Origin of the sequence: Bacillus cereus group sp. TH152-1LC (assembly GCF_027710505.1) — a bacterium.
Classification (GTDB): domain Bacteria; phylum Bacillota; class Bacilli; order Bacillales; family Bacillaceae_G; genus Bacillus_A; species Bacillus_A mobilis.
Map to the genome: position 1 here is coordinate 1 of NZ_JAQFNK010000039.1, position 22669 is coordinate 22669.

The window sequence follows — 22669 nt, forward strand, 5'->3', positions numbered from 1 at the left end:
AATCCATTCGCTCGACTTGCATGTATTAGGCACGCCGCCAGCGTTCATCCTGAGCCAGGATCAAACTCTCCAATAAAATTAGTTTGTCTAGCATCTAAAAATAAAAATTGACGTTTCACGTTGTTTGTTTCGTTCAGTTTTCAAAGAACTACTCGGTCGCTCATTTGCGACTTCCTTATGTTAACATCTTCATCTTTCAATGTCAACTAAGTTTTTCATTTTGTTTGCCGCGTTCTGCGTTATTGCATCGGCGACTTGTCCTATATTACACCTCTAACCTTTAATCGTCAACATGTTTTTCTAAAAAAATATAAAAAGGCTTATTCCTTTTAAAATAAGCCTTTTTATCATATACCATTCTATTCATTTATTATTTTTCTATAATTGGTAACGAGACGATAAAATGAATAGTACCATCCTTATATTCAGCTCGAATACTACCACCTTGTAATTCAACAATACTTTTCGCAATCGCCAATCCAAGTCCCGATCCTTCTGTTACTCTACTCCGGGATTGATCTTTCTTATAAAAACGTTCAAATAAACTCCCTAGTTCTTCTCTCGTAAACTCTTCACTATGATTCGCAATTACAATTTGTATTTCTCGGCGCTGCCTGTGAAGAGAAACTTTTATCTCCCCATCATCTTTACTATACTTAATCGCGTTCATTAATAAATTATCAAATACACGAACCATCTTTTCCGAATCAACCGCTGCATAGGCACGTTCTTCAGGAAATTTCTTAACAAACGTAAGTCCATGCTCTTCTGCTTGCGGTACTAACTCTTCTATTAATTGCTCGAGTAACTCATTTATACAAACCTCTTGTTTTTCTAATATAACTTGCTCATTTGTTAACTTCGTATACTCAAATAAATCTTCTATTAAATTCTTTAACTGCTCCGACTTCGCAAAAGCAATTCTCGTATATTCATCATGTTGTTCTTTATTTTCATATTTAGAATCTCGAAGTAATCGCAAGTAACCCATAATAGAAGTAAGTGGTGTACGTAAATCGTGAGATACATTTGTAATAAGCTCATTCTTTTGCTTCTCTAATTTACGTTCCTTTTCTATATTATTCATAAGCTCTTCTGCCATATTATTAATATTCTCAGTTAAAGACGCAATTTCGTCCTCACCTTTCTTCTCAATACGATACGCTAAGTTGCCTTTTTCTATTTCCTTTACACCTTGTGCCATCGCTTCAATTTGCTTCATCTTTCTCTTTGTTATATAGAAGAAAGAGAAGATAAATACGAGTACACCTATGAAAAATGGAAACGGCCCTTCTTGCGTATCATATATTACTTCACCTTCTGGAATCCCACTAACAAACATGTATAAATTCTTATCTTCTATTGTAATAGGTGCAAAAGCTATAAATTCTTTTCTCGTACTTTCAAATTCTTTTCTACCATTCATATAATTAATCGCAAACGAAGATGCATTACGAATTGTATTATGCAAATCAATTTGCTCTTCTTGTGCCTGCTTCGTTTTATATAAAACTCTACCACTCTCGTCAGTAACCAATACTTTTAAAGCTCTAGAGTTTTGTTCTAAATTTTGATTCTCTATTTCAATCATACTTGATATAGCTTCTAATTTATTTTCATGAACTGAACTATTTGCCACACTTTGCGCTTGTTGGTTAATTTGTTCCATACCAGTCCGATAATCGATCGTCGCCTCTCGATTCGCATTCTCAAAAAACGGTGCTGCTGCCTTTGCTGACAAAAGCCCTAATAACGCACAAGCAGTAAACGCAGTAATAAGTTGAATTCGCACACTCCGTTTCACACTCTTCACTAACTTTCCAATTAACTCTCGAAATTTCCTAACATAAGTAAATGGATTAAATATCTTTTTCAATCTTATACCCCACTCCCCATACTGTTTTTATATACATTGGCTTCCTTGGATTCTCCTCAATCTTTTCACGCACTTTCCGAATATGAACCATTACCGTGTTATCCGACTGGAAAGATCTTTCGTTCCAAACCTTTTCATAAATTTGTTCCGCGCTAAAAACCATCCCTGGATTACGAGCTAGTAATTCTAAAATTGAAAATTCCCTCGGGGTCAGTTTCACTTCTTCTCCATCCACAATAACTTTATGGGTTGAGATGTTTATTTTCATCTCTCCAATTTCTAACTCGTCCTCATTTTGAATAGCAAAACCATTCATCTTCATATAACGACGTAACTGAGATTTAATTCTTGCGATTAACTCTAACGGGTTAAATGGTTTCGTTACGTAATCATCTGCACCTGTAGTTAATCCTAAAATTTTGTCCATATCTTGCGTTTTCGCCGAAAGCATAATAATCGGCATTTCTTTCGATTCTCTTACTTTCATACACATGTGAATACCGTCTACTTTTGGCATCATAATATCTAATACGACTAGATGCACTTCATTTTCTTCCAGTAAACGTAATCCTTCTTCTCCGTCCCCCGCTTGCAACACTTTATATCCTTCATTCTTTAAATAGATTGTAATAAGATTCCTAATTTCTTTTTCATCATCTACGACAAGTATTGTTTCGGTTGCCACAATATCTCCCCCATCACTTTTTTAATCCCTAACTTCTATTATAGGAAAACTTCTGAAGAAAAACGCTCGGAAATCCTTAAGATTTTCTGAAGACGCAAAAAAGGTCTAGACTCCCCTTAAGTCTAGACCTTTCAAAAAACCCCTTTTATTTACGAACGTAGATGAAATATAGTACGAATAAAACTCCCATAACATACATAATTGGATGAATCTCTTTGCGGCGACCACTTACTACCATTGTAATTGGATAGAAGATAAACCCGATTGCAATCCCTGTCGCAATACTATACGTAAGCGGCATTGAAATGATTGTAAAGAATGCTGGTACTGCAATCTCGAATTTCTTCCAGTCAATTTCGCCTAAAGATGAAACCATTAAGATTCCTACAATAATTAAAGCTGGTGCCGTTACAGCTGGTGTTACAACACTTAATAATGGCGAGAAGAATAGTGCCAGCAAGAAGAATCCAGCTGTTACAACTGCTGTAAATCCAGAACGTCCACCCGCTGCTACCCCTGCAGAAGATTCAATGTAAGATGTTGTTGTTGATGTACCTAAGATCGCACCGATTACAGTTGCAATCGCATCTGCGAATAACGCTTTTCCTGCACGTGGTAATTTATTGTTCTTCATTAATCCAGCTTGATTCGCAACCGCTACAAGTGTACCTGCTGTATCAAAGAAATCGATAAAGAAGAACGTTATAATAACAATTACCATTTGAACAGTGAAAATATCTCCGAAGTGCGTTAACGCCACACCGAACGTTGGTTCTAGACTCGGGATTGCTCCCACTACAGCTTTCGGAGTATCAATTAATCCTGTCGCTACTCCTAAGATTGCTGTAAGAATCATACCGTAGAACACTGCACCATTAACTTTCTTAATCATAAAGATGATTGTCGTAACAACTCCGAAGATTGCTAGTAACGTTGTGCCCTTTGTTAAATCCCCTAATCCAACAAGAACAGCATCATTTTTCACGATAATTCCGGCATTTTGGAATCCAAGGAAGGCAATGAACAATCCGATACCTGCCGCTACTGCAAACTTTAACTCTGATGGAATTGCATTAATGATTTTTTCACGAATACCTGAAGCTGTAAGAATAATAAAGATAATACCTGACATTAATGTTCCAGCAATTGCTGTTTGCCACGGAATACCCATCGTTAACACTGCCGTATAAGCAAAGAACGCGTTAATTCCCATACCCGGTGCCAAAGCAATCGGATACTTCGCGAATATCCCCATAATTAACGAACCAATCGCTGCTGCTAATGCTGTAGCAACGAATACTGCACCTGGATCCATTCCTGTACCTGCTGGTAACCCTTTAACATTTCCAAGTGACAGTGTAGCAGGATTGACAAATAGTACATACGCCATAGATAAGAATGTCGTTAAACCTGCTATGAACTCTGTTTTATAATTTGTACCGAGTTCATCAAACTGAAAATAGCGTTTCATCTTACGTTTCCCCCGTTATATGATTACTCGCCGTAATCTCCCTAGCCCTCTTTTATCTATTAAAAATAAAAAAGGCTTCCATTGCATATACATGGAAGCGTTCTATGAATAAAGACAAGTTTCCCCTCATCTTTATCTAAACGCCTCGTAGTCAAGCCATTTACGGTAGCTAGGTAGAAACTTTCGGGCCATATCCCCGATATTATACGACGGCATAATATTCACTTTTCGTTTGAATTACATAATCATATTAACTCGACGAAGTAGTTTTGTCAATTTAAAAACGAACATTTTTATAAAATTTTATATTTTCGTTCGTATTAATGACGAAAATATAAAAGATCCATCTACGCATGTGCAATAGATGGATCTTTTGTATAATACTATTCCCACTCAATAGTTGCTGGTGGCTTACTCGTTACATCATACACGATACGGTTAACGTGTTTTACTTCGTTTACGATACGTACAGAGATTTTCTCTAATACGTCCCAAGGGATACGTGCCCAGTCAGCTGTCATACCGTCGATAGATGTTACTGCGCGGATACCTACTGTGTAATCGTAAGTACGCTCGTCACCCATAACACCTACGCTACGCATACCAGGAAGCGCAGTGAAGTATTGCCAGATTTCACGGTCTAAGCCCGCTTTAATAATTTCTTCACGTAAAATCGCATCAGATTCACGAACAATTTCTAATTTCTCTTCTGTGATTTCACCTAATACACGAATACCAAGACCAGGGCCTGGGAATGGTTGACGCCATACGATTTCATCAGGAATTCCTAGTTCTGATCCTAATACACGTACTTCATCTTTAAATAACGTGTTTAAAGGCTCGATTAATTTGAACTGCATGTCTTCTGGAAGTCCACCAACGTTATGGTGAGATTTAATTGTTTGTGCAGTTGCTGTACCACTCTCAACGATATCTGTATAAAGTGTACCTTGTGCTAGGAAGTCCATTCCTTGTAATTTAGAAGCTTCATCATCAAATACGTAAATGAATTCGTTACCGATGATTTTACGTTTTTGCTCTGGATCTTCTACACCTTTTAACTTGTTCATGAAGCGTTCTTGCGCATCCACTTTAATAACGTTCATGTGGAAGCCTTCGCTGAATGTTTTCATAACGCCTTCTGCTTCACCTTTACGAAGTAAGCCGTGGTCAACGAAAATACATGTTAATTGATCGCCGATAGCTTTATGAATTAATACTGCTACAACAGAAGAGTCTACACCGCCGCTAAGTGCGCATAGTACTTTTTTGTCTCCAACAGTTTCACGGATTTTCTCTAATTCTACTTCGATAAAGTTCTCCATGTTCCATCCTTCAGAACAACCACAAGCGCCGAATACGAAGTTTTTAATTAAATCGTTACCGTGCTCAGAGTGACGTACTTCTGGGTGGAATTGTACACCGTATAAGTTTTGCTCTTCATTGCTCATACCAGCAATTGGACAAGACTCACTTGTTGCATCTACTACGAATCCTTCAGGTAAACCAGTTACTAAGTCACCATGACTCATCCATACAACTTGCTCTTCTGGAAGGTTCGTATATAATTTTGATTCGTTCTCTACTTTAAGAACAGCTTTTCCGTACTCACGGTGATTTGCACGTTCTACTTTACCACCGAAGTGTTGTGTCATAAGCTGCATACCGTAACAAATACCGAAGATCGGTAATCCTAGTTCAAAGATTTTTTCATCACAATGTAATGCGCCTTCACCGTATACACTATTTGGTCCACCAGAGAAGATAATCCCTTTTGGATTCATTGCTTTAATTTCTTCCGCAGTAATTGTATGTGGATGAAGTTCACTGTATACACCGAACTCACGAATTCGACGTGCTATTAACTGATTGTACTGACTCCCAAAATCTAAAACGATAATTGTATCATGCTGCTTTTTCAAAATAATCACCCCAACGTTAGTTCTCGTATATAAATATTTTCACCAATTTGGCAAAAAGCATTACTAATATAATAAAAAAAGCCAGTCCTCCGCCTCTAGTCTCATAACAAAGAAAAGGCAGGGGTCTGGCTTTATAAAGAAAGATAGTCTTCCGCTCTTTATAAATATAAGACACACTGCCTTCATAGTCAGGTTGTTTACGGTAACCCGGTAGAGACTCTCAAACCTTATCTTTGAGGATATATGAAGGATCGTTTTATATTATCTTCCTAGATTCTAACAATGAAGTATCGATATGGTCAAGAGAGAAAGCGACAAAATTCTACAGAAATTAAATTTCTTATAGAATCTCTTCCTTTTCCACCCTCTCTTCAAATTGAAATTATTACTACCAACAAAATCTCATCAATTCTCTTATATTTTTTCAAATAATAAACAGATTACTCCAAGTGAATTTTTAAACCTGAAATAATCTGTTTTCTATAGAAAGTGATAATCTAATATCATCTTCATTGATAAAATTATAATTGCTAATCTTTTCTTTTAATACTGCACAAATGAATTGACTACCATTTTCTTCGATAGCCTCTGCTATTTTTGAGAAATGATATTCATCAATCGTTTCAATAACATCATGTACAAAGAAATATGGATAATCTAATCTCAGAGCCTTCATGAAAGATACATATGCTATATCTAATAATAACGTAATCGTTTTTTTATGACCTGTTCCTATACCATCATCTACATTGGACAATTTTACAGGGAACGGATCATGTACAGTTAGATATAACCTTTGCCCCAGTACCTCTTGACTCAATTCTGTAAAGAAGTTATTAAATAAGGTTATATTATTAGATGCTTCATCATTAACTAACAACTCTCCCAGTGCATTCTCTGCAGAGTCACGCTGAGTAACTAGACCATCGTACAACTCCTTTATTTTCAAAGATTCTCCTAAAAGTTGATTTTGTTGCATAAGATTTAAGTGGATTTCCTCAAATTCCTTATAGTTATTGGTACTAATTAAGGATAATAAATTAGCATTCTCTTTATAGAGCATTTCTTTATGAATATTTATTTTGCCTATTTCTTCTTCAAGATTTTTTTTTCGATGACGATAATACTTTAATCGGTTACCTTTGAGCTGATTATTAAACTCAATCAACTCCGAAAACTTTTTTTGAATTGCTGGAAATTCTATATTCACTTCTTCATATAGACCTTTTAACACCTGGTGATTAACTTCAATTGGGTTTTCCTCTTCATCAACCAGAATTTTTTCAATCTTTTGTTTTTGGAAAATTAAAGAGTTATGGATATCCTCTAATTTCAATATCTCATTCTTCAAAAAAGAAACCTTCTGGATTTTATCTATTGTTGTCTCTCCTTGTATCACCAAATTAAATTGTTCTTCTAACTTTTTAACAGAGTGACTTACAATTCTAATTCTTTCATTAAGGTCATCAATATTACTAAAGTTGTGTAGTTTCATTAGTTCAATTATGTCATCGCTAGTAGATTTAATCTCATTTTGATAGCCCATCTTTTCAGCACTTATGTCTTTAGAAGTTAATTTAAAGAGAAACTCATAAATATTTCTGTACTCTAAATTGGTAGTAGTTTGATGCAGGTATTTTAATATATTATCCGGCAAATCATTCTTTTGACTAATACGCACAAATTTACTAATTAATTGCCTAAAGGTAGGTGGTTTATAAATCCCAAAAATTATCTGATTAAGCTCTTCATGAAAATCAACAATATTATATTTTTTTTCATTAATGAAACGACTTCCTCTATCAAAAAGTTGAACCTTTGTTTTATAAATCCCACCTAAGAAGTCTTCAAAAACAAGCTCAGCTTCCACCCTATTATCATTTATAAAGTCCTTTAAATTTGTATTTTCACTACCTGTATCATTATCCGTCCAAATATATTTTTTATCCTTAGCTCCTAAACAGATATCAATAATTTTCAAGAATGTAGTTTTACCAACATTATTTCCTTGCTCTTCGACATTTTCACTTTCATCAACAACGATGTTTAATCCCCGTTTAAAAGTTACTTCCCTTATTATCTCTAATTCAGGAAATGTTTTTTGTATAATTAGGGAATTAAGGTACATAAATAACATCCTCCCCTTCTATATCAATTTTTCCAAGAAGAAATAAAAAATTTAAAGCTAATATTCCCTTTTGGGAGGGCATTTTTTTATCAATTTCTTTAAACAGCTCATCTAAAAAAACTGCATTGTATCTTTTATATTTTTTCATTTTATCTAAAATTAAAGCTGATAAATATAAAATTGTTTCATCAGGCCTACTATCACTATCCATCAGAATCATAATTAATCACCTCAGGGAATTGGATCTAATAATTTACACTTAGTAAAACAATAATACATTAGTGCATATAAAGCATGCTCAGCTTCTTCAACCCAAAAATCCTCAGCATTTCTATCATTTGATAGCCTTATTTTTAAGTCTTCAAATACTAATTTACATAAACTATCTTTGTTAGTCCACTGTGCCGCTTCTCTATGCTCCAAATATATAAAATGAACCGTATTTATAATACTTGAAGGTTTTAAAAACTCCTTTAAAATCCCCTCAACATCTCCTAACAAATGATCTGTTGATTCGAATTTCGCACGATATATTACAAGTTCATGATATTCCATTTTTTCGATAATACCACTAGGAATCGATAGTTTATACTCTTCTTCCGCTTCTGGTAGTCTAGATATTTTTTCACATATATCAAATAAATAACTTCTATTTAAAGTTTTAGGGACTGTATGCAAGTGAACCTGACCAATATATCCAGTATTATTTAAATTCCCATTCCCGTTCGATTGAATAGATTTAGAGTTATTTCTACCAAACATCTAACATGCCACCTTATTTAAAATTTGCATTATCACCTGTATTATTAATATTACGATTCCCTTCAGATTGAATGTTACGATTCCCTTTAATTTTATTGGCTTTTATGGCCTTTGTATTCAAAGCATTCCAAATCAAAGAAATAATCGTAAGCACAGATGCCGCGATACTTAAATATAAACTCATTTCATTCATTATAATTCCTCCCCTACAATTAATATCATATTAACAATCTTACAAGAAACTGTATATAGATATCTAAATGTTATTTTCCAATAAATATTCTTCAAAAAACTATTTAGTACTTCCTTTTACTAGATTAATACATATTTATTATTAATCTAGTATTCACACAATAATTGCAATTTATTGAAACTCATAAAGATAAAAATTCCATCATTTTATCTGCTATCAATATTCCTACTATGTCTTTTAAAATAATTTAAACTCTGCATAAATATCGTGTGTTAACTTCGATAAAGGCCTTTTTCCCCAATCTTCATTATCAATATTACTCATAAAAACTGAATTTATCACTTCATTTCTTGAATGAAATAAATCTGGGAACTGTTCTATCAACTCATCAATCCTACTATCGTTATAAATAATAGCATTCCGAATAATATCTCTAACATAGTCTTTATGTTGTCTATATAATAGTTCTATCTTAAGAATTTTTTTCACATTTTCAATTTTAGATTTGTGTTTCTCATTCCTACAAACTAGTTCTATATTAAAATTATCACTTATTCCAGTCCAATATAAAAAATCATTATCAATAAATTTTGTTTGAAAAACTACATCATTACTAAATTCATCTTCATACGGGTAATAAATGTCATCTTCATTTGTATCTAACGCCTGTTTTTTAGAATTACATATACTACAGCTAGGAATCAAGTTATACAAGGAGATAGATAAATACGGAAACAAACTCTTGGGAAAGAAATGATCAAACTGCGGTCGAATCCCTTCATTTCCTATAGTAAATGTGTATTGTCTATTACAATATGGACAAACCCTAACATTTAATTTTTCCAATAATGATTTTGACCAAACCCTTTTGGTGAATTTTGTATACATTTTTTCGAACGGATCATTTTTATCTAAACTGATTTTGCCAATATAGTTAATGCTCTCAATTAAATCACTTTTGCTACCAATTAATAACTTTTTGAGCTTCTTGTCATCCATTTCCCCAAAATCATTGTACAAATATTCTTTTAATCTTTTATATTTTGGTAGCTCAATTATCTTTTCGATAACAGCCTTAAATCTCACTTCTATGTCTTCATAATGCGCTACTTGAATTATCCCTTTAACTTTTTCATCCATTTTAATTTTAATCATTCATTTTTATCCTCCAATTCACTTATATACGTTTGGAGTTGCTTTACCTGACTCTTTAAAATATCAATTGTTTCATTAATTTTTCTAGGCTCTTCATATTTGTTTAACTTTCTTCTTAATTTTAAGTTTTCATTGTATAACTCAGTATAATTTAATTGGAATTTATCGTTATATATTTTCATAAGCCTATTTTGTATCAGTGGTTCACCAATAGAATTAATAATATATAACCACTCATTCTTCTGCTCCAAATTTATACCTTCCAAATTACCATTATTAATTAAAGAAATAACTTCCCTTATTTTATTAGTTGCAAATTCCCCCATTGTAGATGACATAAAGAAGCCATCTTTTAAAAGGGTATGAATATTAGTCCCAAAAGTACTTAGTCCTCTATTCACATTTCTACAATAACCATCTTTATCTTTTTCTAGATAGATAATATTACTTGTTACAATGTCAGATAAAATGAAAGGCGAATGCGTGGATGTAATTATTTGAAATTTCTTCCTCCCTTCACTGATATCTTCCAAAAATAGTATTAATTCATTCATAAAATTCCTCGTCAATTCTGGATGCATTCTGGCCTCTGGTTCATCTAATAAAATAATATATTTATCTTTAGAAGGTGTTAGTAAAGATACTTGCTCATATAGTGATGCATAAAACCCTAAATACGCTGATTCACCGTCACTTAGATTTTCGATTGAATAATCAAAAAAACCACCAAAAACAGGTACTATTTCGTTAAAGTTACTCTTCATCCTTTCATCAACAGTTAATTCAATTACTTTTAAAACCTTATCTAAATTCATTTGTTTTGTAATGTCTAAACTTATGTAATCCTTATGAAATTTTACTGTTTTATTTATAGATAGCTCGTCTGCAAAATTACTAAAACCATTTAGAATATGCTGTGTCTCTTCTTCAGTATCAAAATAATTGTCAGATATTATTTTAATAATATCTACATAGTAATCTCTATATCCTTTTAATGACTTTCTCTTTATACTAAGTAAATTTGTTTGCATCTCTATCTTTTTTTTCATTTCATTATCTAAACTTGAATTAATTTCATTAAAAAAGTATTGTACAAAGGATTCAAACACCTTACATATTTCTTTTTTCCTTCCCTCAAGATCTTTATAGGAATATTGTATTCCTAATTTTTTTTTCATCTTTAAAACTGTCAATAAGAAAGTAAGTGTTATAATTAATTTTTAGCGTATACCTATCATCCCTAAACATAAATTTTTTAGACCTATGTAATTGTTTATATAACATTTTAATTTTCATAACTAATAACTTTGATTGGAATTTCGCAACTCTTCTTGGAACCGAAATTTTGTAATCATCTTCTGGTTTAGTAGAACTATAATCATAATATTTTGGATTGAGTTTTTCACGAAGTGAAATAATGGCTACTTTATCTTGTTCTGATCTACAATCACTATTTACTCCCTCAATATCTTCATCCTCATCTAGCTTATAATCCCTCGAACGCTCATTCAAATCACTTTGATGTATTAGCATTCCCTCACTGTAATAGCAGGTAAAAGCAAACCAATATTTACTTTTCCAATAACCATTACTTATTCCAGATTCATTTTTTATCATACTTTGAAAACTCTCAATATCATTCCCTTCAACACAAAACAAATCTTGATTATTACTATCTTTCCCCATATAGTAAAGAAAAAAATAAATGGAATGTTTAATTTCAGCTTCAATATCATCGTTTACGATATAACCAAATTTTCTCTTTTGCTTATATCTTATTTCAAATTCGGCGTTATTTTTATTCCTATCATTAGATTTGAGCCCTATTGCATCTAATAAATTTGTTTTACCCACGCCATTTTTACCTACAACCGCATTTATATTCGTAATGTATTCAGGATAAATTGAAATATAAGCTGCATTTGCTACTATATTAATACTCTTTTTGATATGATCATAATTTATTATGAATCTCTCACTAAAATTCAATTCAACTTCTTTATAATTCCTGAATTTTTCCACCCAAGCGTAAACAAGTTCCATATCATTTCCCTCCAAATCCCTTTTCAGTTATTATTCTATCAATCTCCCCACAAACTAACTAGTCCCCCTCAGGAAGAAGATATTAAAATAGAAATCTAGTAATTTACTATTCCCTTAAACAAGAGAAGGCTACACTATATTAGATAACTGAAATGAAAAAGGCCTACAACAACTTAATAGACACCCTTAAATTACTGACTGAAGCTATATGTTGGGAGATTTAGACTTTCTTCTATAATATACTTTGAGTGTTCGTATTCTTCTACCGTATTGACATCTCCAATAAGCCCTAATAATCGTTTTGCCTCCTCCACAGCTTCAGGAATTTTAGGGTTTAATAAGTCATAGAGTATATTTCCATGGTTAGATAAACGAATTAAATCATTCATTATACTTATTACTACCCATGCCTTTGCAAATTTTTCTTGGGATTGATAAGCCTGAACCATTCTATTTATATTGAAATCTGTGTAATATCTTTGGACAATTTCCATATCATCCTCTAAAGTAAAACCTGCATCTATTATTTTTTTATAGAGGATTTGATGGTGCAGAAAATTTGAAAAAACATGTATACATTCGTCGTACATATTTTCTTCACGGATATGTTCATCATGAATATCCAAATTTCTGTAACCATTTTCCGATAAATGAATATGTGTTATTTCATGTGCTATTCTCCCCTCTAATCTTTCCACAATAGGTGTTGGCTTAATTTCAATTACCATTGGCGAAAACATATGAACCATCCCCAACAAATTCTCGTCCGCCTCTTCTAATCCCCAAATTATTACTTGTCCACTTAGTCCTAGAGACCTATGGAAATTTTCTAAACGTCCTATATCTAGTGTTGCAGGTTGTATAAAACCAAACTTAAATAACATTCTTTTCTCCCACTCTCAATTATTTATTTAAAGCACTTACTTTTAACTTAAACTCTTGTGATTTTAAATTTACAAATAAAAAAAGAAGCTACTCAAAAGTTCGATAAACTAATGAGTAGCCTCTATTAACACTCTTAACTCACCAACAATCTCCTCTAAAGCAAGTGAGAAGTGTAAGGCAGATTACATCATTCCGCCCATACCGCCCATACCGCCCATACCGCCCATGTCAGGCATTGCTGGCGCATTTGGTTCTGGCTTGTCAGCAACTACAGCTTCAGTTGTTAAGAACATAGCTGCAACAGATGCTGCGTTTTGAAGTGCAGAGCGAGTTACTTTAGCTGGATCTACGATACCAGTTTCAAGCATGTTAACCCACTCGCCAGTAGCTGCGTTGAAACCAACGCCTACTTTTTCGCCTTTTAGACGCTCTACAACTACAGATCCTTCTAGACCAGCGTTGATTGCGATTTGACGAACTGGCTCTTCTAGTGCGCGAAGTACGATGTTGATACCTGTTGCTTCGTCGCCTTCAGCTACGATAGAAGCTACTTTCGTGTATACGTTCATAAGTGAAGTACCACCACCTGCAACGATACCTTCTTCTACTGCTGCACGAGTTGAGTTAAGTGCATCTTCAATGCGAAGTTTGCGCTCTTTTAACTCAGTTTCAGTTGCTGCACCTACTTTAATTACTGCTACGCCACCTGCAAGTTTTGCAAGACGCTCTTGTAATTTTTCACGATCGAATTCAGAAGTTGTTTCTTCTAATTGCGCACGGATTTGACCGATGCGAGCTTCGATTTGTTGTGTATTTCCGATACCTTCAACTACAGTTGTGTTTTCTTTCGTTACAACGATTTTACCTGCGCGTCCTAAAGATTCAACTGTAGCAGATTTTAAGTCACGACCTAATTCTTCAGTGATTACTTCGCCACCAGTTAAGATTGCGATATCTTCTAGCATTGCTTTACGACGGTCACCAAATCCAGGAGCTTTAACAGCTACTACATTGAATGTACCACGAAGTTTGTTCACTACTAATGTAGCTAAAGCTTCGCCTTCTACGTCTTCAGCGATGATAAGAAGTGGTTTACCTTGTTGTACCACTTGCTCTAATACTGGTAAGATTTCTTGGATGTTAGAAATCTTTTTGTCAGTAATTAAGATGTATGGGTTATCAAGAACTGCTTCCATTTTGTCAGAATCAGTAATCATGTAAGGAGATGCATATCCACGATCAAATTGCATACCTTCTACTACGTCTAATTCTGTTGTGAATCCTTTAGACTCTTCTAAAGTAATAACACCGTCGTTACCAACGCGCTCCATTGCTTCAGCGATTAATTGACCTACTTCTTCATCAGCTGCAGAAATAGCAGCTACTTGTGCGATAGAAGATTTACCTTCGATTGGTTTCGAAATCTCTTTTAATTCTGCAATTGCAGCAGTAACAGCTTTTTCGATACCTTTACGAAGACCCATTGGGTTCGCACCAGCTGTTACGTTTTTAAGACCTTCACGAATCATAGCTTGCGCTAATACAGTTGCAGTTGTTGTTCCGTCACCAGCTACATCATTTGTTTTGCTAGCAACTTCTGCTACTAATTTTGCACCCATGTTTTCGAATGCATCTTCTAATTCAATTTCTTTTGCAATTGTTACACCATCATTTGTAATAAGTGGTGAACCGAATTTTTTCTCAAGTACAACGTTACGACCTTTTGGTCCAAGCGTTACTTTTACTGCGTTTGCAAGAGTGTCGACACCGCGAAGCATCGAACGACGTGCTTCTTCACTAAATTTAATATCTTTTGCCATAATAATTGACCCCCTTGGATTTTTTAAGATTTATATAATTAACCGATAACTGCTAAAATGTCACTTTCACGTAAAATCAAGTAGTCAGTACCTTCGTATTTTACTTCAGTACCTGCATATTTTGAGAAGATGATAAGATCACCTGCTGCTACCTCTAAAGCAACACGCTCACCATTTTCAAGCACTCGACCAGTACCTACTGCAATAACTTTACCCTCTTGTGGTTTTTCTTTTGCAGTGTCTGGTAATACAATACCACTTGCTGTTTTTTCTTCTGCTTGAACAAGCTCAATTACAACGCGATCACCTAATGGTTTTAGCATGAACAACAACCTCCTCATTTTGTTATGTAAATTTTCTTTATTAGCACTCAAGTCACCCGAGTGCTAACACACTTATAATAATAAATAATCTCAATTTCTTTTGCAAGTAAAAAAATCATAATTTTTTCGCAAATTAAGCTATACACTTTTCTATATAGAGTCTCTCTTCTTCTACCTTTACTATATGAATCGTTGTTTCCACTACTCGTATGTTACAATATGAAAGGACACCCTAAGTTGTTTTCGCTATACACACAACTTTCTCCTGTCTTCTATTATAATTTCAAATACGGATTTACGAAAAAAACATAATTTACGCGAGGTTTATATCGTAGGTAGCATATTTACATGTTATCCTACCTTATCTCATACACTAGAGTTAGAAAGGATGGTTAAACCATTTGAAAAAACAATATTGGTGGGTTATCGTTACATACATTTTAATGCAGTTATCATCCATTGCTGGATTACCACTTCTCCTAAAAACTGGACTTTATGATAACAGGGGCTTTACTAGAGAAGAGAAGTTCCAACTCATAACTGGACACTGGGCAATCATTAGCTTCTTTATTGCATTATGTATCGTACTTTGGTTACTTAGAACAGATATTCGCGACAGACGTTTAGATACAACGCGTTCTTCTATTCCAGCTACGATTGGTTGGATTTTTATCGGCTTCTTTTTAGCATTTTTCTCGCAAAGTATTGCCGGCATGATAGAAATGCGTTTATTAGGAATTAAACCTGGATCAGAAAATACAGCGAGACTTATGGATATCGCTAGAACGACACCTTGGTTCCTTATCGTCATCTCTATAATAGGACCTATCTTGGAAGAAATCGTATTTAGAAAAATTTTATTTGGTACACTTTATAAGAAGTTTAACTTCTTTATTGCTGCTATCATTAGTTCTCTCGTATTCGCAGCAATTCATTTTGATTTCACTCACTTATTGGTATACACTTCTATGGGGCTCGTGTTCGCCTTTTTATATGTAAAAACGAAGCGTATTATCGTCCCTATCGCAGCTCATGTTGCTATGAATACATTAGTTGCAGTTGCTCAAGTTTTAATGAGCAATGAACAAATTCAAGAAATGATTAAAGAAGCTGAAAAAATGCAAGGCTTTATCGGAGGATTTTTAGTATGAGAAACTCACCATTGTTCATGGCTGCATTGTACTTCCTTCTAGGATGTATCTTTACACGCTTCGCCATTACAAACGTAACAGATACAATCTGGAATATGTGGACAATACTATTTGCAGTTATGGCAACAATTGATTTTAATTTGGCACTTCGCCTCATCTTAGTTAAATTCACAAAGAAAAAACAATAATAAAACGCAGAGGTCGCTTCCTCTGCGTTTTATTGTGGATAATTCTTCAAAAAGTAAACAAGTGTTTGTAACTCTACTGCTAAATCAATATGATGAATTCTTATATTGTCTGACACATTTAAGCGCGCTGGTGTAAAATTTAAAATACCATGCACGTTCGTTTCTGCCAATCTATCTGCTACAGATTGTGCTACTGTAGCGGGTACTGTTAATATTGCCACTTGTATATCAGTTGATAAACGTTCTTCTAATTCATCTAAATGATATACAGGAATGCCCCCGATTTCTGTTCCGACTTTCTCTTCACTAACGTCAAACGCCATTTCAATTTTTGTATTATTGTTTTTCGTGAAATTATAATGTAAGAAAGCGGTCCCTAAATTACCTACTCCAATAAGTGCTACACGTGTTATATCATCTTGGTCGAGTGTTTCACGGAAAAATGATAATAGATAATTTACGTTATATCCATAACCTTTTTTCCCTAACGCTCCAAAATATGAGAAATCTCTTCGAATCGTTGTGGAATCAACCTTTACCGCCTCGCTCAATTCTGCTGATGAAACACGTTGCTTACCAGAAAGAGATAAGTTTTGGATAAATCGATAGTATAGAGGCAATCGTTTGGCAGTGGCCTGTGGAATTTTTTGCTGATCCATATAACCTCTCCTCTCTTCCTATCTTTATTCATATACTTGAATCTAATACAGAAGTTTAGCACTCATGAATTTCCCTGTATAATAAAGAGAAGAAGAATTCTCTCTTTATTTTAAACTATACACTATTTTTAGTATGATTGAGAAATATAAACATGGCAAAGTTAAGAAATTATTTGAGGTGAAAACATTGATTTTATTACAAGTAAACGCGCTTTCGAAATTATACGGTGCAGAAACGATTCTTGCAAACATAAAATTGGAAGTTCAAACGAAAGATCGTATCGCATTAGTCGGACGAAATGGAGCCGGAAAATCTACGTTATTAAAAATAATAGCTGGTGAGCTGTCTCATGATGGTGGCGAAATTATAAAACCGAAAGATGTCTCAATCGGATACTTAGCTCAAAATACCGGTTTAGAAACGTCTTTAACAATTTGGGATGAAATGTTAACCGTCTTTACACACTTGCAGCAAATGGAGACAAAACTTCGAAGGCTAGAGCAAGAGATGGGAAAAGAAGAAAACTTTTCAAATGAGGCTACATACGAAAGATTATTAGCTGATTATGACCAATTACAATTAGATTATAAAGATCAAGGTGGCTATCAGTACGAAGCAGATATCCGCTCGATTTTAAGTGGTCTTGGCTTCCCAGTTGAAACGCACCAGACGACGATTTCTACATTAAGCGGTGGACAAAAGACACGATTAGCTCTCGGTAAATTATTATTAACGAAACCAGACCTACTTATTTTGGACGAGCCTACAAACCATTTAGACATCGAAACGTTAACATGGCTTGAACAATATTTACAAGGCTATCCTGGCGCAATACTAATCGTTTCCCATGACCGTTATTTCTTAGATAAACTCGTTACACAAGTATATGAAATTTCAAATAAAGAAAGCAGACGATTTGTTGGTAACTACAGTAAATATTTAGACTTAAAATCAGCGCTATACGAGCAAGAAATGAAACGTTATGAAAAACAACAAGATGAAATCGCTAAGCTTGAGGACTTCGTTCAAAAAAATATAGCGCGTGCATCTACAACAAAACGTGCGCAAAGCCGTCGTAAACAATTAGATCGAATGGAATTATTAACAAGACCATTAGGTGATTCTAAGTCAGCTTCCTTCCACTTCGATATCGAAAAACAAAGTGGAAATGATGTTTTACAAGTAAAGGATGCAACTATCGGCTATGATGAGGATCCGATTATTGAACATGTAACGATGCGCTTAACTCGCGGGGATAGCGTTGCTTTAGTTGGTCCAAACGGAATCGGGAAATCCACATTATTAAAATCACTTGTGAATAAGTTACCACTATTACACGGTGAAGTTTCTTTCGGATCCAATGTATCTGTTGGTTATTATGATCAAGAACAAGCAAACTTAACATCTTCTAAGCGGGTTTTAAATGAGTTATGGGATGAATATCCCTTGCAGCCTGAAAAAGAAATTCGCACGATATTAGGTAACTTCTTATTCACCGGGGATGATGTACTAAAACCAGTATCTTCTCTTAGTGGTGGACAAAAAGCTCGATTAGCTCTTGCAAAACTTATGATGCAAAAATCGAATTTATTAATTCTTGATGAGCCTACGAATCATCTTGATTTAAATAGTAAAGAGATTTTGGAGAATGCTTTAATTGATTATCCAGGTACCCTTCTATTTGTCTCACATGACCGCTACTTTATTAATCGTGTAACAACGACTGTTGTTGAGTTATCAACAGAAGGTGCACAAGAATATTTAGGTGACTACGATTACTACGTTGAAAAGAAAAATGAGATGATTGAACGCGCAGCATTTGAACAACAAGAACAGCAAGAAAGCCAAGCACCTGTTCAAAAAACTGTAGCTCAAGAAAAATTAAATTATCTCGAAGAAAAAGAGCGTAAACAATTAGAACGTCAACGCACTCGAAAAATTGAGGAGCTAGAACAAAACATTGTAGAATTTGAAGAAGAAATTGCTACGTTAGAAGATCAACTTTGCTTACCAGAAATATATGCAGATTATGAAAAAGCTAGTGAAATTACAACGAAAAAGCAAACACTGCAAGAACAACTTGATGCATGTATGGCAGAATGGGAAGAATTACATTTATAAGAGTATGAATAAGAAGGGTGTCTCATAAGTCGGGATTTTTGACTATGCGACATCCTTTTTGTCTTCTAGTTAGGATGAACGTCATATTGTATAAACAATTCGACACGACATATCGATTTACCGACAAAGTTTGACATTGTTAATAACCCCTATCATAAGAGCGTATTTCAAAATGTTTTTTAGAGATATCTTCTTGTTATTTATTTCCCGAAAAAGAATACACGTAAAGGTCAGACTTCATCTGATTTATCAACAAGTTTATACACATATCCACCTTTGTAAAATAAACCCCAAAATAACTTTTCCACATTATCCACAATCAATAAAAAAGTTATCAACATTTTATATACACAACAAAACCCACATTATCAACAGATAATATGGGTTTTATCCACAAGCTGTGGTTAATTTTGTGTATAACTATGCTTCAATATCTAATCCTGGATTTGCATTTAAAGCTAATGTAGCACGTTTTCCTTGTTCATATGCAATTGTACCTGCCGCCGCAATCATTGCCGCATTATCTGTGCATAAAGATAATGGAGGGATAATTAGCTCAATATTTTCTTTTTGTGCAAATTCTTCTTCTAAACGTGCACGAAGTCCTTTATTAGCAGCTACTCCACCAGCTAGAAGCAGTTGCTTTACGTTATACGCTTCTGCTGCACGGGATGCTTTCGTTACAAGCACATCTATTACACTCGCTTGGAAACTTGCTGCTAAATCTTCCGGTGCAATTTCTATCCCGCGTTGTTTTGCGTTATGCACAGTGTTGATAACTGCTGATTTCAATCCACTAAAGCTGAAATCATACGAATCAGGTTCTAGCCATGCACGAGGCAAATCAATTGTTGGTTCTCCTTCATGTGCAAGGCGATCAATATGAGGACCACCTGGATATGGCATAGATAACGTACGAGCTACTTTATCATATGCCTCTCCAGCTGCATCATCCCTCGTTTCACCAATCACTTCGAATGAACCATGCTCTTCCATATAAACAAGCTCCGTATGCCCACCAGATACAACAAGTGATAGTAGTGGGAATTGAACTTCTTTTACTAAACGATTCGCATAAATATGACCAGCGATATGATGAACACCAACTAGAGGAATATCATGTGCAAAAGCTACTGCTTTCGCTGCATTTACCCCTATTAAAAGCGCCCCTACTAAACCAGGTCCTTCTGTTACAGCAATTGCATCAATATCATCAAATGTGATATTTGCTTCTTTTAAAGCTTCTTCTAACACAACTGTAATTTCTTCTACATGATGACGGGATGCAATCTCTGGTACAACTCCGCCAAAACGTTTATGACTTTCAATTTGTGATGCAACTACGTTTGCAATAATTTCCGTTCCATTTTTAACAACTGCTACTGCTGTTTCATCACAACTTGTTTCAATACCAAGTATAATCGTATTTTTTTCCATTATATATTCACCCACATTACGAGACCATCTTCCTGATTGTCTGCATAGTATCGTTTACGAATTCCACCATTTTGAAATCCGTATTTTCTGTATAACTGTTTTGCTACTTCATTTGATACACGTACTTCAAGTGTCATCGTTTTTACCCCTAAATCTTTCGCTTCGGAAATAACTTCTTTCAATAAAGCATCCCCTAGCTTTTGACCTCTGTATTCTGGCAAAATAGCTATATTTGTTATATGTGATTCATCAATAATTATCCACAATCCACAATACCCAATTACACGACCATCTTTTTCTAGCACAACATAATGTGCATGTTCATTCGTCGTTAACTCACGGTGAAAGGCATCTGCAGTCCAAGGAGTTGAAAAAGACGCTTCTTCAATAGCTACAATTTGAGCGATATCATCGAGTTCCATCTTTCTAAATATCATATCCATCTTCTGCAAACCCCTACTTGTTTTGACTTTCTAACCACTTTGTTTCGGCCTCAGCTAAACGAAGGTAACTAGGAACAAATGAATGCACATCTTGTTCTTCTTTTTGCAATCCTAAGAACGCTAACTCACTTGGTCTTGGGTTATTTTTAGTGAAAGGAGCAAATACAGCTTGATTGCCTAAATGTTCTATTATTGTTTCTTTGTGCAGTTTAACATCGTTACCAATAAATAAAACCTGCTTGCCTTTATCTTTTAACATTTGCAACCAGTCTACAATAAGGATGATTCGGTCTTCTTCTATAGAAGTGACATTCTCTCCTTCATATGTATATAACCCAGTATAAATTTGTCCACGTCTTCCATCGAATAAAGGACAGATTAATCCATCAAAATTAGCTCCGTTTGCAGCTACTACCTCTAAACTTGATACACCTACAATCGGTATTTGAAGTGACCAAGCTAATGTTTTTGCAGCTGTCACACCTATGCGAACACCTGTATATGATCCAGGTCCAGCAGCTACAACGATTTTAGTTAATTCTTTCGGTTTTACACCGCATTCTTTTAACAGTTGTTCTACAGCTGGCATAAGACGTACAGAATGGTTTTTTGTTAAGTTTGTAATGATTTCCCCAATTACGTTTTCTTCCTCAATAAGGGATACACCCATTACGTAATTTGAAGTATCAATTGCTAGTACTTTCATCTTGTAATAGCTCCTCACATAATCTAATATATCGATCTCCAATTGGCTCGAGTACAATTTTCCTTGTATCATCTCCAGCATGGAATAAACTAATTTGTAACTTCTCATTTGGTAAAAATGCTTCTATTAAATGAGCCCATTCTACTACGGTAATTCCTTCACCGTAGAAATACTCATCAAAACCTAAGTCCTCTTCACTTTCTGCTAAGCGATACACGTCCATATGATATAGCGGCAATCTCCCTTTATATTCTTTAATAATATTAAAGGTAGGACTATTTACAACTCTTTTCACTCCAAGACCTTTTGCTAGTCCTTTTGTAAAAGTTGTCTTACCAGCCCCTAGATCTCCTTCTAAAATAATTACATCTTGTGCCCCGACAAGTCCACCTAGTTTTTCTGATAATCTTTGTGTTTCCTCAGAGGATTTTGTTGTTATTTCATATTTACTCACAGACTTCACCTACTTTACTCACAATGTTCTCTGCTCTTTATTATACAGGTTTTGAATATATAAAAAAGTCCTTAGGAGTTTTCCTAAGGATAGTTTGACTGTCTTTATTAGTTTTTTGTTAAAACAAATAAAAAAATACGAAACAACATGTTTCGTTCTTTTCTTTATATAAAATGGCGGTCCCGACCGGGGTCGAACCGGCGATCTCCTGCGTGACAGGCAGGCATGTTAACCACTACACCACGG

General features: G+C 34.5%; 22 protein-coding genes, 1 rRNA gene and 2 riboswitches. Of the genes, 3 read left to right on the forward strand and 20 right to left on the reverse strand.

The window, feature by feature from the left end; genetic code table 11:
• From PDL00_RS33205 to groES, 15 genes are all read right to left on the reverse strand, one after another.
• Nucleotides 1-76, reverse strand: a 16S ribosomal RNA gene (locus PDL00_RS33205); the annotation flags it as partial.
• Between the two features lie 294 nt (nucleotides 77-370).
• Nucleotides 371-1876 carry a sensor histidine kinase gene (locus tag PDL00_RS33210; protein ID WP_242257405.1) on the reverse strand — a complete coding sequence of 502 codons (1506 nt, stop codon included), beginning with the start codon at nucleotides 1874-1876 and terminating at the stop codon, nucleotides 371-373.
• Nucleotides 1860-2561 carry a response regulator transcription factor gene (locus PDL00_RS33215; protein WP_063263315.1) on the reverse strand — a complete coding sequence of 234 codons (702 nt, stop codon included), beginning with the start codon at nucleotides 2559-2561 and terminating at the stop codon, nucleotides 1860-1862. Before PDL00_RS33215 ends, PDL00_RS33210 begins: the two co-directional genes overlap by 17 nt.
• Nucleotides 2562-2706: 145 nt before the next feature.
• Nucleotides 2707-4032 (reverse strand): NCS2 family permease, encoded by a 1326-nt coding sequence (locus PDL00_RS33220; RefSeq protein ID WP_000833097.1) that lies wholly within the window; start codon nucleotides 4030-4032, stop codon nucleotides 2707-2709.
• A 128-nt stretch (nucleotides 4033-4160) separates the two neighbouring features.
• Nucleotides 4161-4262: riboswitch (purine riboswitch) on the reverse strand.
• 153 nt (nucleotides 4263-4415) lie between these two features.
• Nucleotides 4416-5954 carry a glutamine-hydrolyzing GMP synthase gene (gene guaA / locus PDL00_RS33225; RefSeq protein ID WP_000743922.1) on the reverse strand — a complete coding sequence of 513 codons (1539 nt, stop codon included), beginning with the start codon at nucleotides 5952-5954 and terminating at the stop codon, nucleotides 4416-4418.
• Between the two features lie 165 nt (nucleotides 5955-6119).
• Nucleotides 6120-6221, reverse strand: a riboswitch (purine riboswitch).
• Between the two features lie 190 nt (nucleotides 6222-6411).
• Nucleotides 6412-8082, reverse strand: coding sequence for a hypothetical protein (locus PDL00_RS33230; protein WP_270733713.1), 1671 nt, complete (start codon nucleotides 8080-8082; stop codon nucleotides 6412-6414).
• Nucleotides 8072-8302: an ABC-three component system middle component 6 gene (locus PDL00_RS33235; RefSeq protein WP_098237286.1), complete on the reverse strand. Its 231-nt coding sequence runs from the start codon at nucleotides 8300-8302 to the stop codon at nucleotides 8072-8074. Before PDL00_RS33235 ends, PDL00_RS33230 begins: the two co-directional genes overlap by 11 nt.
• Before the next feature lie 11 nt (nucleotides 8303-8313).
• Nucleotides 8314-8844, reverse strand: coding sequence for a hypothetical protein (locus PDL00_RS33240; RefSeq protein ID WP_270733717.1), 531 nt, complete (start codon nucleotides 8842-8844; stop codon nucleotides 8314-8316).
• Nucleotides 8845-8857: 13 nt separating this feature from the next.
• Nucleotides 8858-9037, reverse strand: a complete 180-nt coding sequence (locus PDL00_RS33245; protein WP_270733719.1) for a hypothetical protein — start codon at nucleotides 9035-9037, stop codon at nucleotides 8858-8860.
• A gap of 237 nt (nucleotides 9038-9274) precedes the next feature.
• Nucleotides 9275-10192: an HNH endonuclease gene (locus tag PDL00_RS33250; RefSeq protein WP_270733721.1), complete on the reverse strand. Its 918-nt coding sequence runs from the start codon at nucleotides 10190-10192 to the stop codon at nucleotides 9275-9277.
• Entirely contained in the window at nucleotides 10189-11370 is a 1182-nt protein-coding gene (locus PDL00_RS33255; RefSeq protein ID WP_270733723.1) for an AAA family ATPase, read from the reverse strand. The genes PDL00_RS33250 and PDL00_RS33255 overlap by 4 nt, the downstream gene beginning before the upstream one ends.
• Nucleotides 11336-12235 carry an AAA family ATPase gene (locus tag PDL00_RS33260; RefSeq protein WP_270733725.1) on the reverse strand — a complete coding sequence of 300 codons (900 nt, stop codon included), beginning with the start codon at nucleotides 12233-12235 and terminating at the stop codon, nucleotides 11336-11338. The genes PDL00_RS33255 and PDL00_RS33260 overlap by 35 nt, the downstream gene beginning before the upstream one ends.
• A gap of 191 nt (nucleotides 12236-12426) precedes the next feature.
• A complete protein-coding gene (locus tag PDL00_RS33265; protein ID WP_270733727.1) occupies nucleotides 12427-13119 on the reverse strand; it encodes a hypothetical protein in 693 nt (230 codons plus the stop codon).
• A 183-nt stretch (nucleotides 13120-13302) separates the two neighbouring features.
• Complete coding sequence (gene groL, locus PDL00_RS33270) at nucleotides 13303-14940, reverse strand: chaperonin GroEL (protein ID WP_270733729.1); 1638 nt, start codon at nucleotides 14938-14940, stop codon at nucleotides 13303-13305.
• 38 nt (nucleotides 14941-14978) lie between these two features.
• Nucleotides 14979-15263 carry a co-chaperone GroES gene (gene groES, locus PDL00_RS33275; protein WP_000917306.1) on the reverse strand — a complete coding sequence of 95 codons (285 nt, stop codon included), beginning with the start codon at nucleotides 15261-15263 and terminating at the stop codon, nucleotides 14979-14981.
• A gap of 401 nt (nucleotides 15264-15664) precedes the next feature.
• On the opposite strand from groES, the gene PDL00_RS33280 reads away from it, so the two are divergent.
• Both PDL00_RS33280 and PDL00_RS33285 read left to right on the forward strand, forming a co-directional pair.
• Entirely contained in the window at nucleotides 15665-16414 is a 750-nt protein-coding gene (locus tag PDL00_RS33280; protein WP_071722019.1) for a CPBP family intramembrane glutamic endopeptidase, read from the forward strand.
• The gene (locus PDL00_RS33285) at nucleotides 16411-16602 is read left to right on the forward strand and encodes a YdiK family protein (RefSeq protein WP_001246201.1); all 192 of its coding nucleotides are present in this window, start codon (nucleotides 16411-16413) and stop codon (nucleotides 16600-16602) included. The genes PDL00_RS33280 and PDL00_RS33285 overlap by 4 nt, the downstream gene beginning before the upstream one ends.
• Nucleotides 16603-16631: 29 nt before the next feature.
• On the opposite strand, the gene PDL00_RS33290 is transcribed toward PDL00_RS33285, so the two are convergent.
• Nucleotides 16632-17261: a redox-sensing transcriptional repressor Rex gene (locus tag PDL00_RS33290; protein WP_270733730.1), complete on the reverse strand. Its 630-nt coding sequence runs from the start codon at nucleotides 17259-17261 to the stop codon at nucleotides 16632-16634.
• 187 nt (nucleotides 17262-17448) lie between these two features.
• Between PDL00_RS33290 and PDL00_RS33295 the strand changes: the two genes are divergently transcribed.
• The gene (locus PDL00_RS33295) at nucleotides 17449-19383 is read left to right on the forward strand and encodes an ABC-F family ATP-binding cassette domain-containing protein (protein ID WP_218926458.1); all 1935 of its coding nucleotides are present in this window, start codon (nucleotides 17449-17451) and stop codon (nucleotides 19381-19383) included.
• Nucleotides 19384-19803: 420 nt separating this feature from the next.
• On the opposite strand, the gene tsaD is transcribed toward PDL00_RS33295, so the two are convergent.
• Genes tsaD through tsaE form a run of 4 tightly spaced genes read right to left on the reverse strand, consistent with a single transcriptional unit; the run spans nucleotide 19804 to nucleotide 22423 of the window.
• The gene (gene tsaD, locus PDL00_RS33300; protein WP_270733731.1) at nucleotides 19804-20820 is read right to left on the reverse strand and encodes a tRNA (adenosine(37)-N6)-threonylcarbamoyltransferase complex transferase subunit TsaD; all 1017 of its coding nucleotides are present in this window, start codon (nucleotides 20818-20820) and stop codon (nucleotides 19804-19806) included.
• Nucleotides 20820-21263: a ribosomal protein S18-alanine N-acetyltransferase gene (gene rimI / locus PDL00_RS33305; protein ID WP_000367199.1), complete on the reverse strand. Its 444-nt coding sequence runs from the start codon at nucleotides 21261-21263 to the stop codon at nucleotides 20820-20822. The genes tsaD and rimI overlap by 1 nt, the downstream gene beginning before the upstream one ends.
• Before the next feature lie 13 nt (nucleotides 21264-21276).
• Entirely contained in the window at nucleotides 21277-21969 is a 693-nt protein-coding gene (tsaB, locus tag PDL00_RS33310; protein ID WP_061679604.1) for a tRNA (adenosine(37)-N6)-threonylcarbamoyltransferase complex dimerization subunit type 1 TsaB, read from the reverse strand.
• Nucleotides 21950-22423: a tRNA (adenosine(37)-N6)-threonylcarbamoyltransferase complex ATPase subunit type 1 TsaE gene (gene tsaE / locus PDL00_RS33315; RefSeq protein ID WP_061679603.1), complete on the reverse strand. Its 474-nt coding sequence runs from the start codon at nucleotides 22421-22423 to the stop codon at nucleotides 21950-21952. The genes tsaB and tsaE overlap by 20 nt, the downstream gene beginning before the upstream one ends.
• Nucleotides 22424-22669: the final 246 nt, after the last annotated feature.

What these genes read in the sequence shown, in the direction of transcription:
- PDL00_RS33220 (WP_000833097.1), bottom strand. Translation starts at nt 4,032, where the DNA reads ATGAAACGCTATTTTCAGTTTGATGAACTCGGTACAAATTATAAAACA.
- PDL00_RS33230 (WP_270733713.1), bottom strand. Translation starts at nt 8,082, where the DNA reads ATGTACCTTAATTCCCTAATTATACAAAAAACATTTCCTGAATTAGAG.
- PDL00_RS33235 (WP_098237286.1), bottom strand. Translation starts at nt 8,302, where the DNA reads ATGATTCTGATGGATAGTGATAGTAGGCCTGATGAAACAATTTTATAT.
- PDL00_RS33240 (WP_270733717.1), bottom strand. Translation starts at nt 8,844, where the DNA reads ATGTTTGGTAGAAATAACTCTAAATCTATTCAATCGAACGGGAATGGG.
- PDL00_RS33245 (WP_270733719.1), bottom strand. Translation starts at nt 9,037, where the DNA reads ATGAATGAAATGAGTTTATATTTAAGTATCGCGGCATCTGTGCTTACG.
- PDL00_RS33250 (WP_270733721.1), bottom strand. Translation starts at nt 10,192, where the DNA reads ATGATTAAAATTAAAATGGATGAAAAAGTTAAAGGGATAATTCAAGTA.
- PDL00_RS33255 (WP_270733723.1), bottom strand. Translation starts at nt 11,370, where the DNA reads ATGAAAAAAAAATTAGGAATACAATATTCCTATAAAGATCTTGAGGGA.
- PDL00_RS33260 (WP_270733725.1), bottom strand. Translation starts at nt 12,235, where the DNA reads ATGGAACTTGTTTACGCTTGGGTGGAAAAATTCAGGAATTATAAAGAA.
- PDL00_RS33265 (WP_270733727.1), bottom strand. Translation starts at nt 13,119, where the DNA reads ATGTTATTTAAGTTTGGTTTTATACAACCTGCAACACTAGATATAGGA.
- groL (WP_270733729.1), bottom strand. Translation starts at nt 14,940, where the DNA reads ATGGCAAAAGATATTAAATTTAGTGAAGAAGCACGTCGTTCGATGCTT.
- groES (WP_000917306.1), bottom strand. Translation starts at nt 15,263, where the DNA reads ATGCTAAAACCATTAGGTGATCGCGTTGTAATTGAGCTTGTTCAAGCA.
- PDL00_RS33285 (WP_001246201.1), top strand. Translation starts at nt 16,411, where the DNA reads ATGAGAAACTCACCATTGTTCATGGCTGCATTGTACTTCCTTCTAGGA.
- PDL00_RS33290 (WP_270733730.1), bottom strand. Translation starts at nt 17,261, where the DNA reads ATGGATCAGCAAAAAATTCCACAGGCCACTGCCAAACGATTGCCTCTA.
- tsaD (WP_270733731.1), bottom strand. Translation starts at nt 20,820, where the DNA reads ATGGAAAAAAATACGATTATACTTGGTATTGAAACAAGTTGTGATGAA.
- rimI (WP_000367199.1), bottom strand. Translation starts at nt 21,263, where the DNA reads ATGGATATGATATTTAGAAAGATGGAACTCGATGATATCGCTCAAATT.
- tsaB (WP_061679604.1), bottom strand. Translation starts at nt 21,969, where the DNA reads ATGAAAGTACTAGCAATTGATACTTCAAATTACGTAATGGGTGTATCC.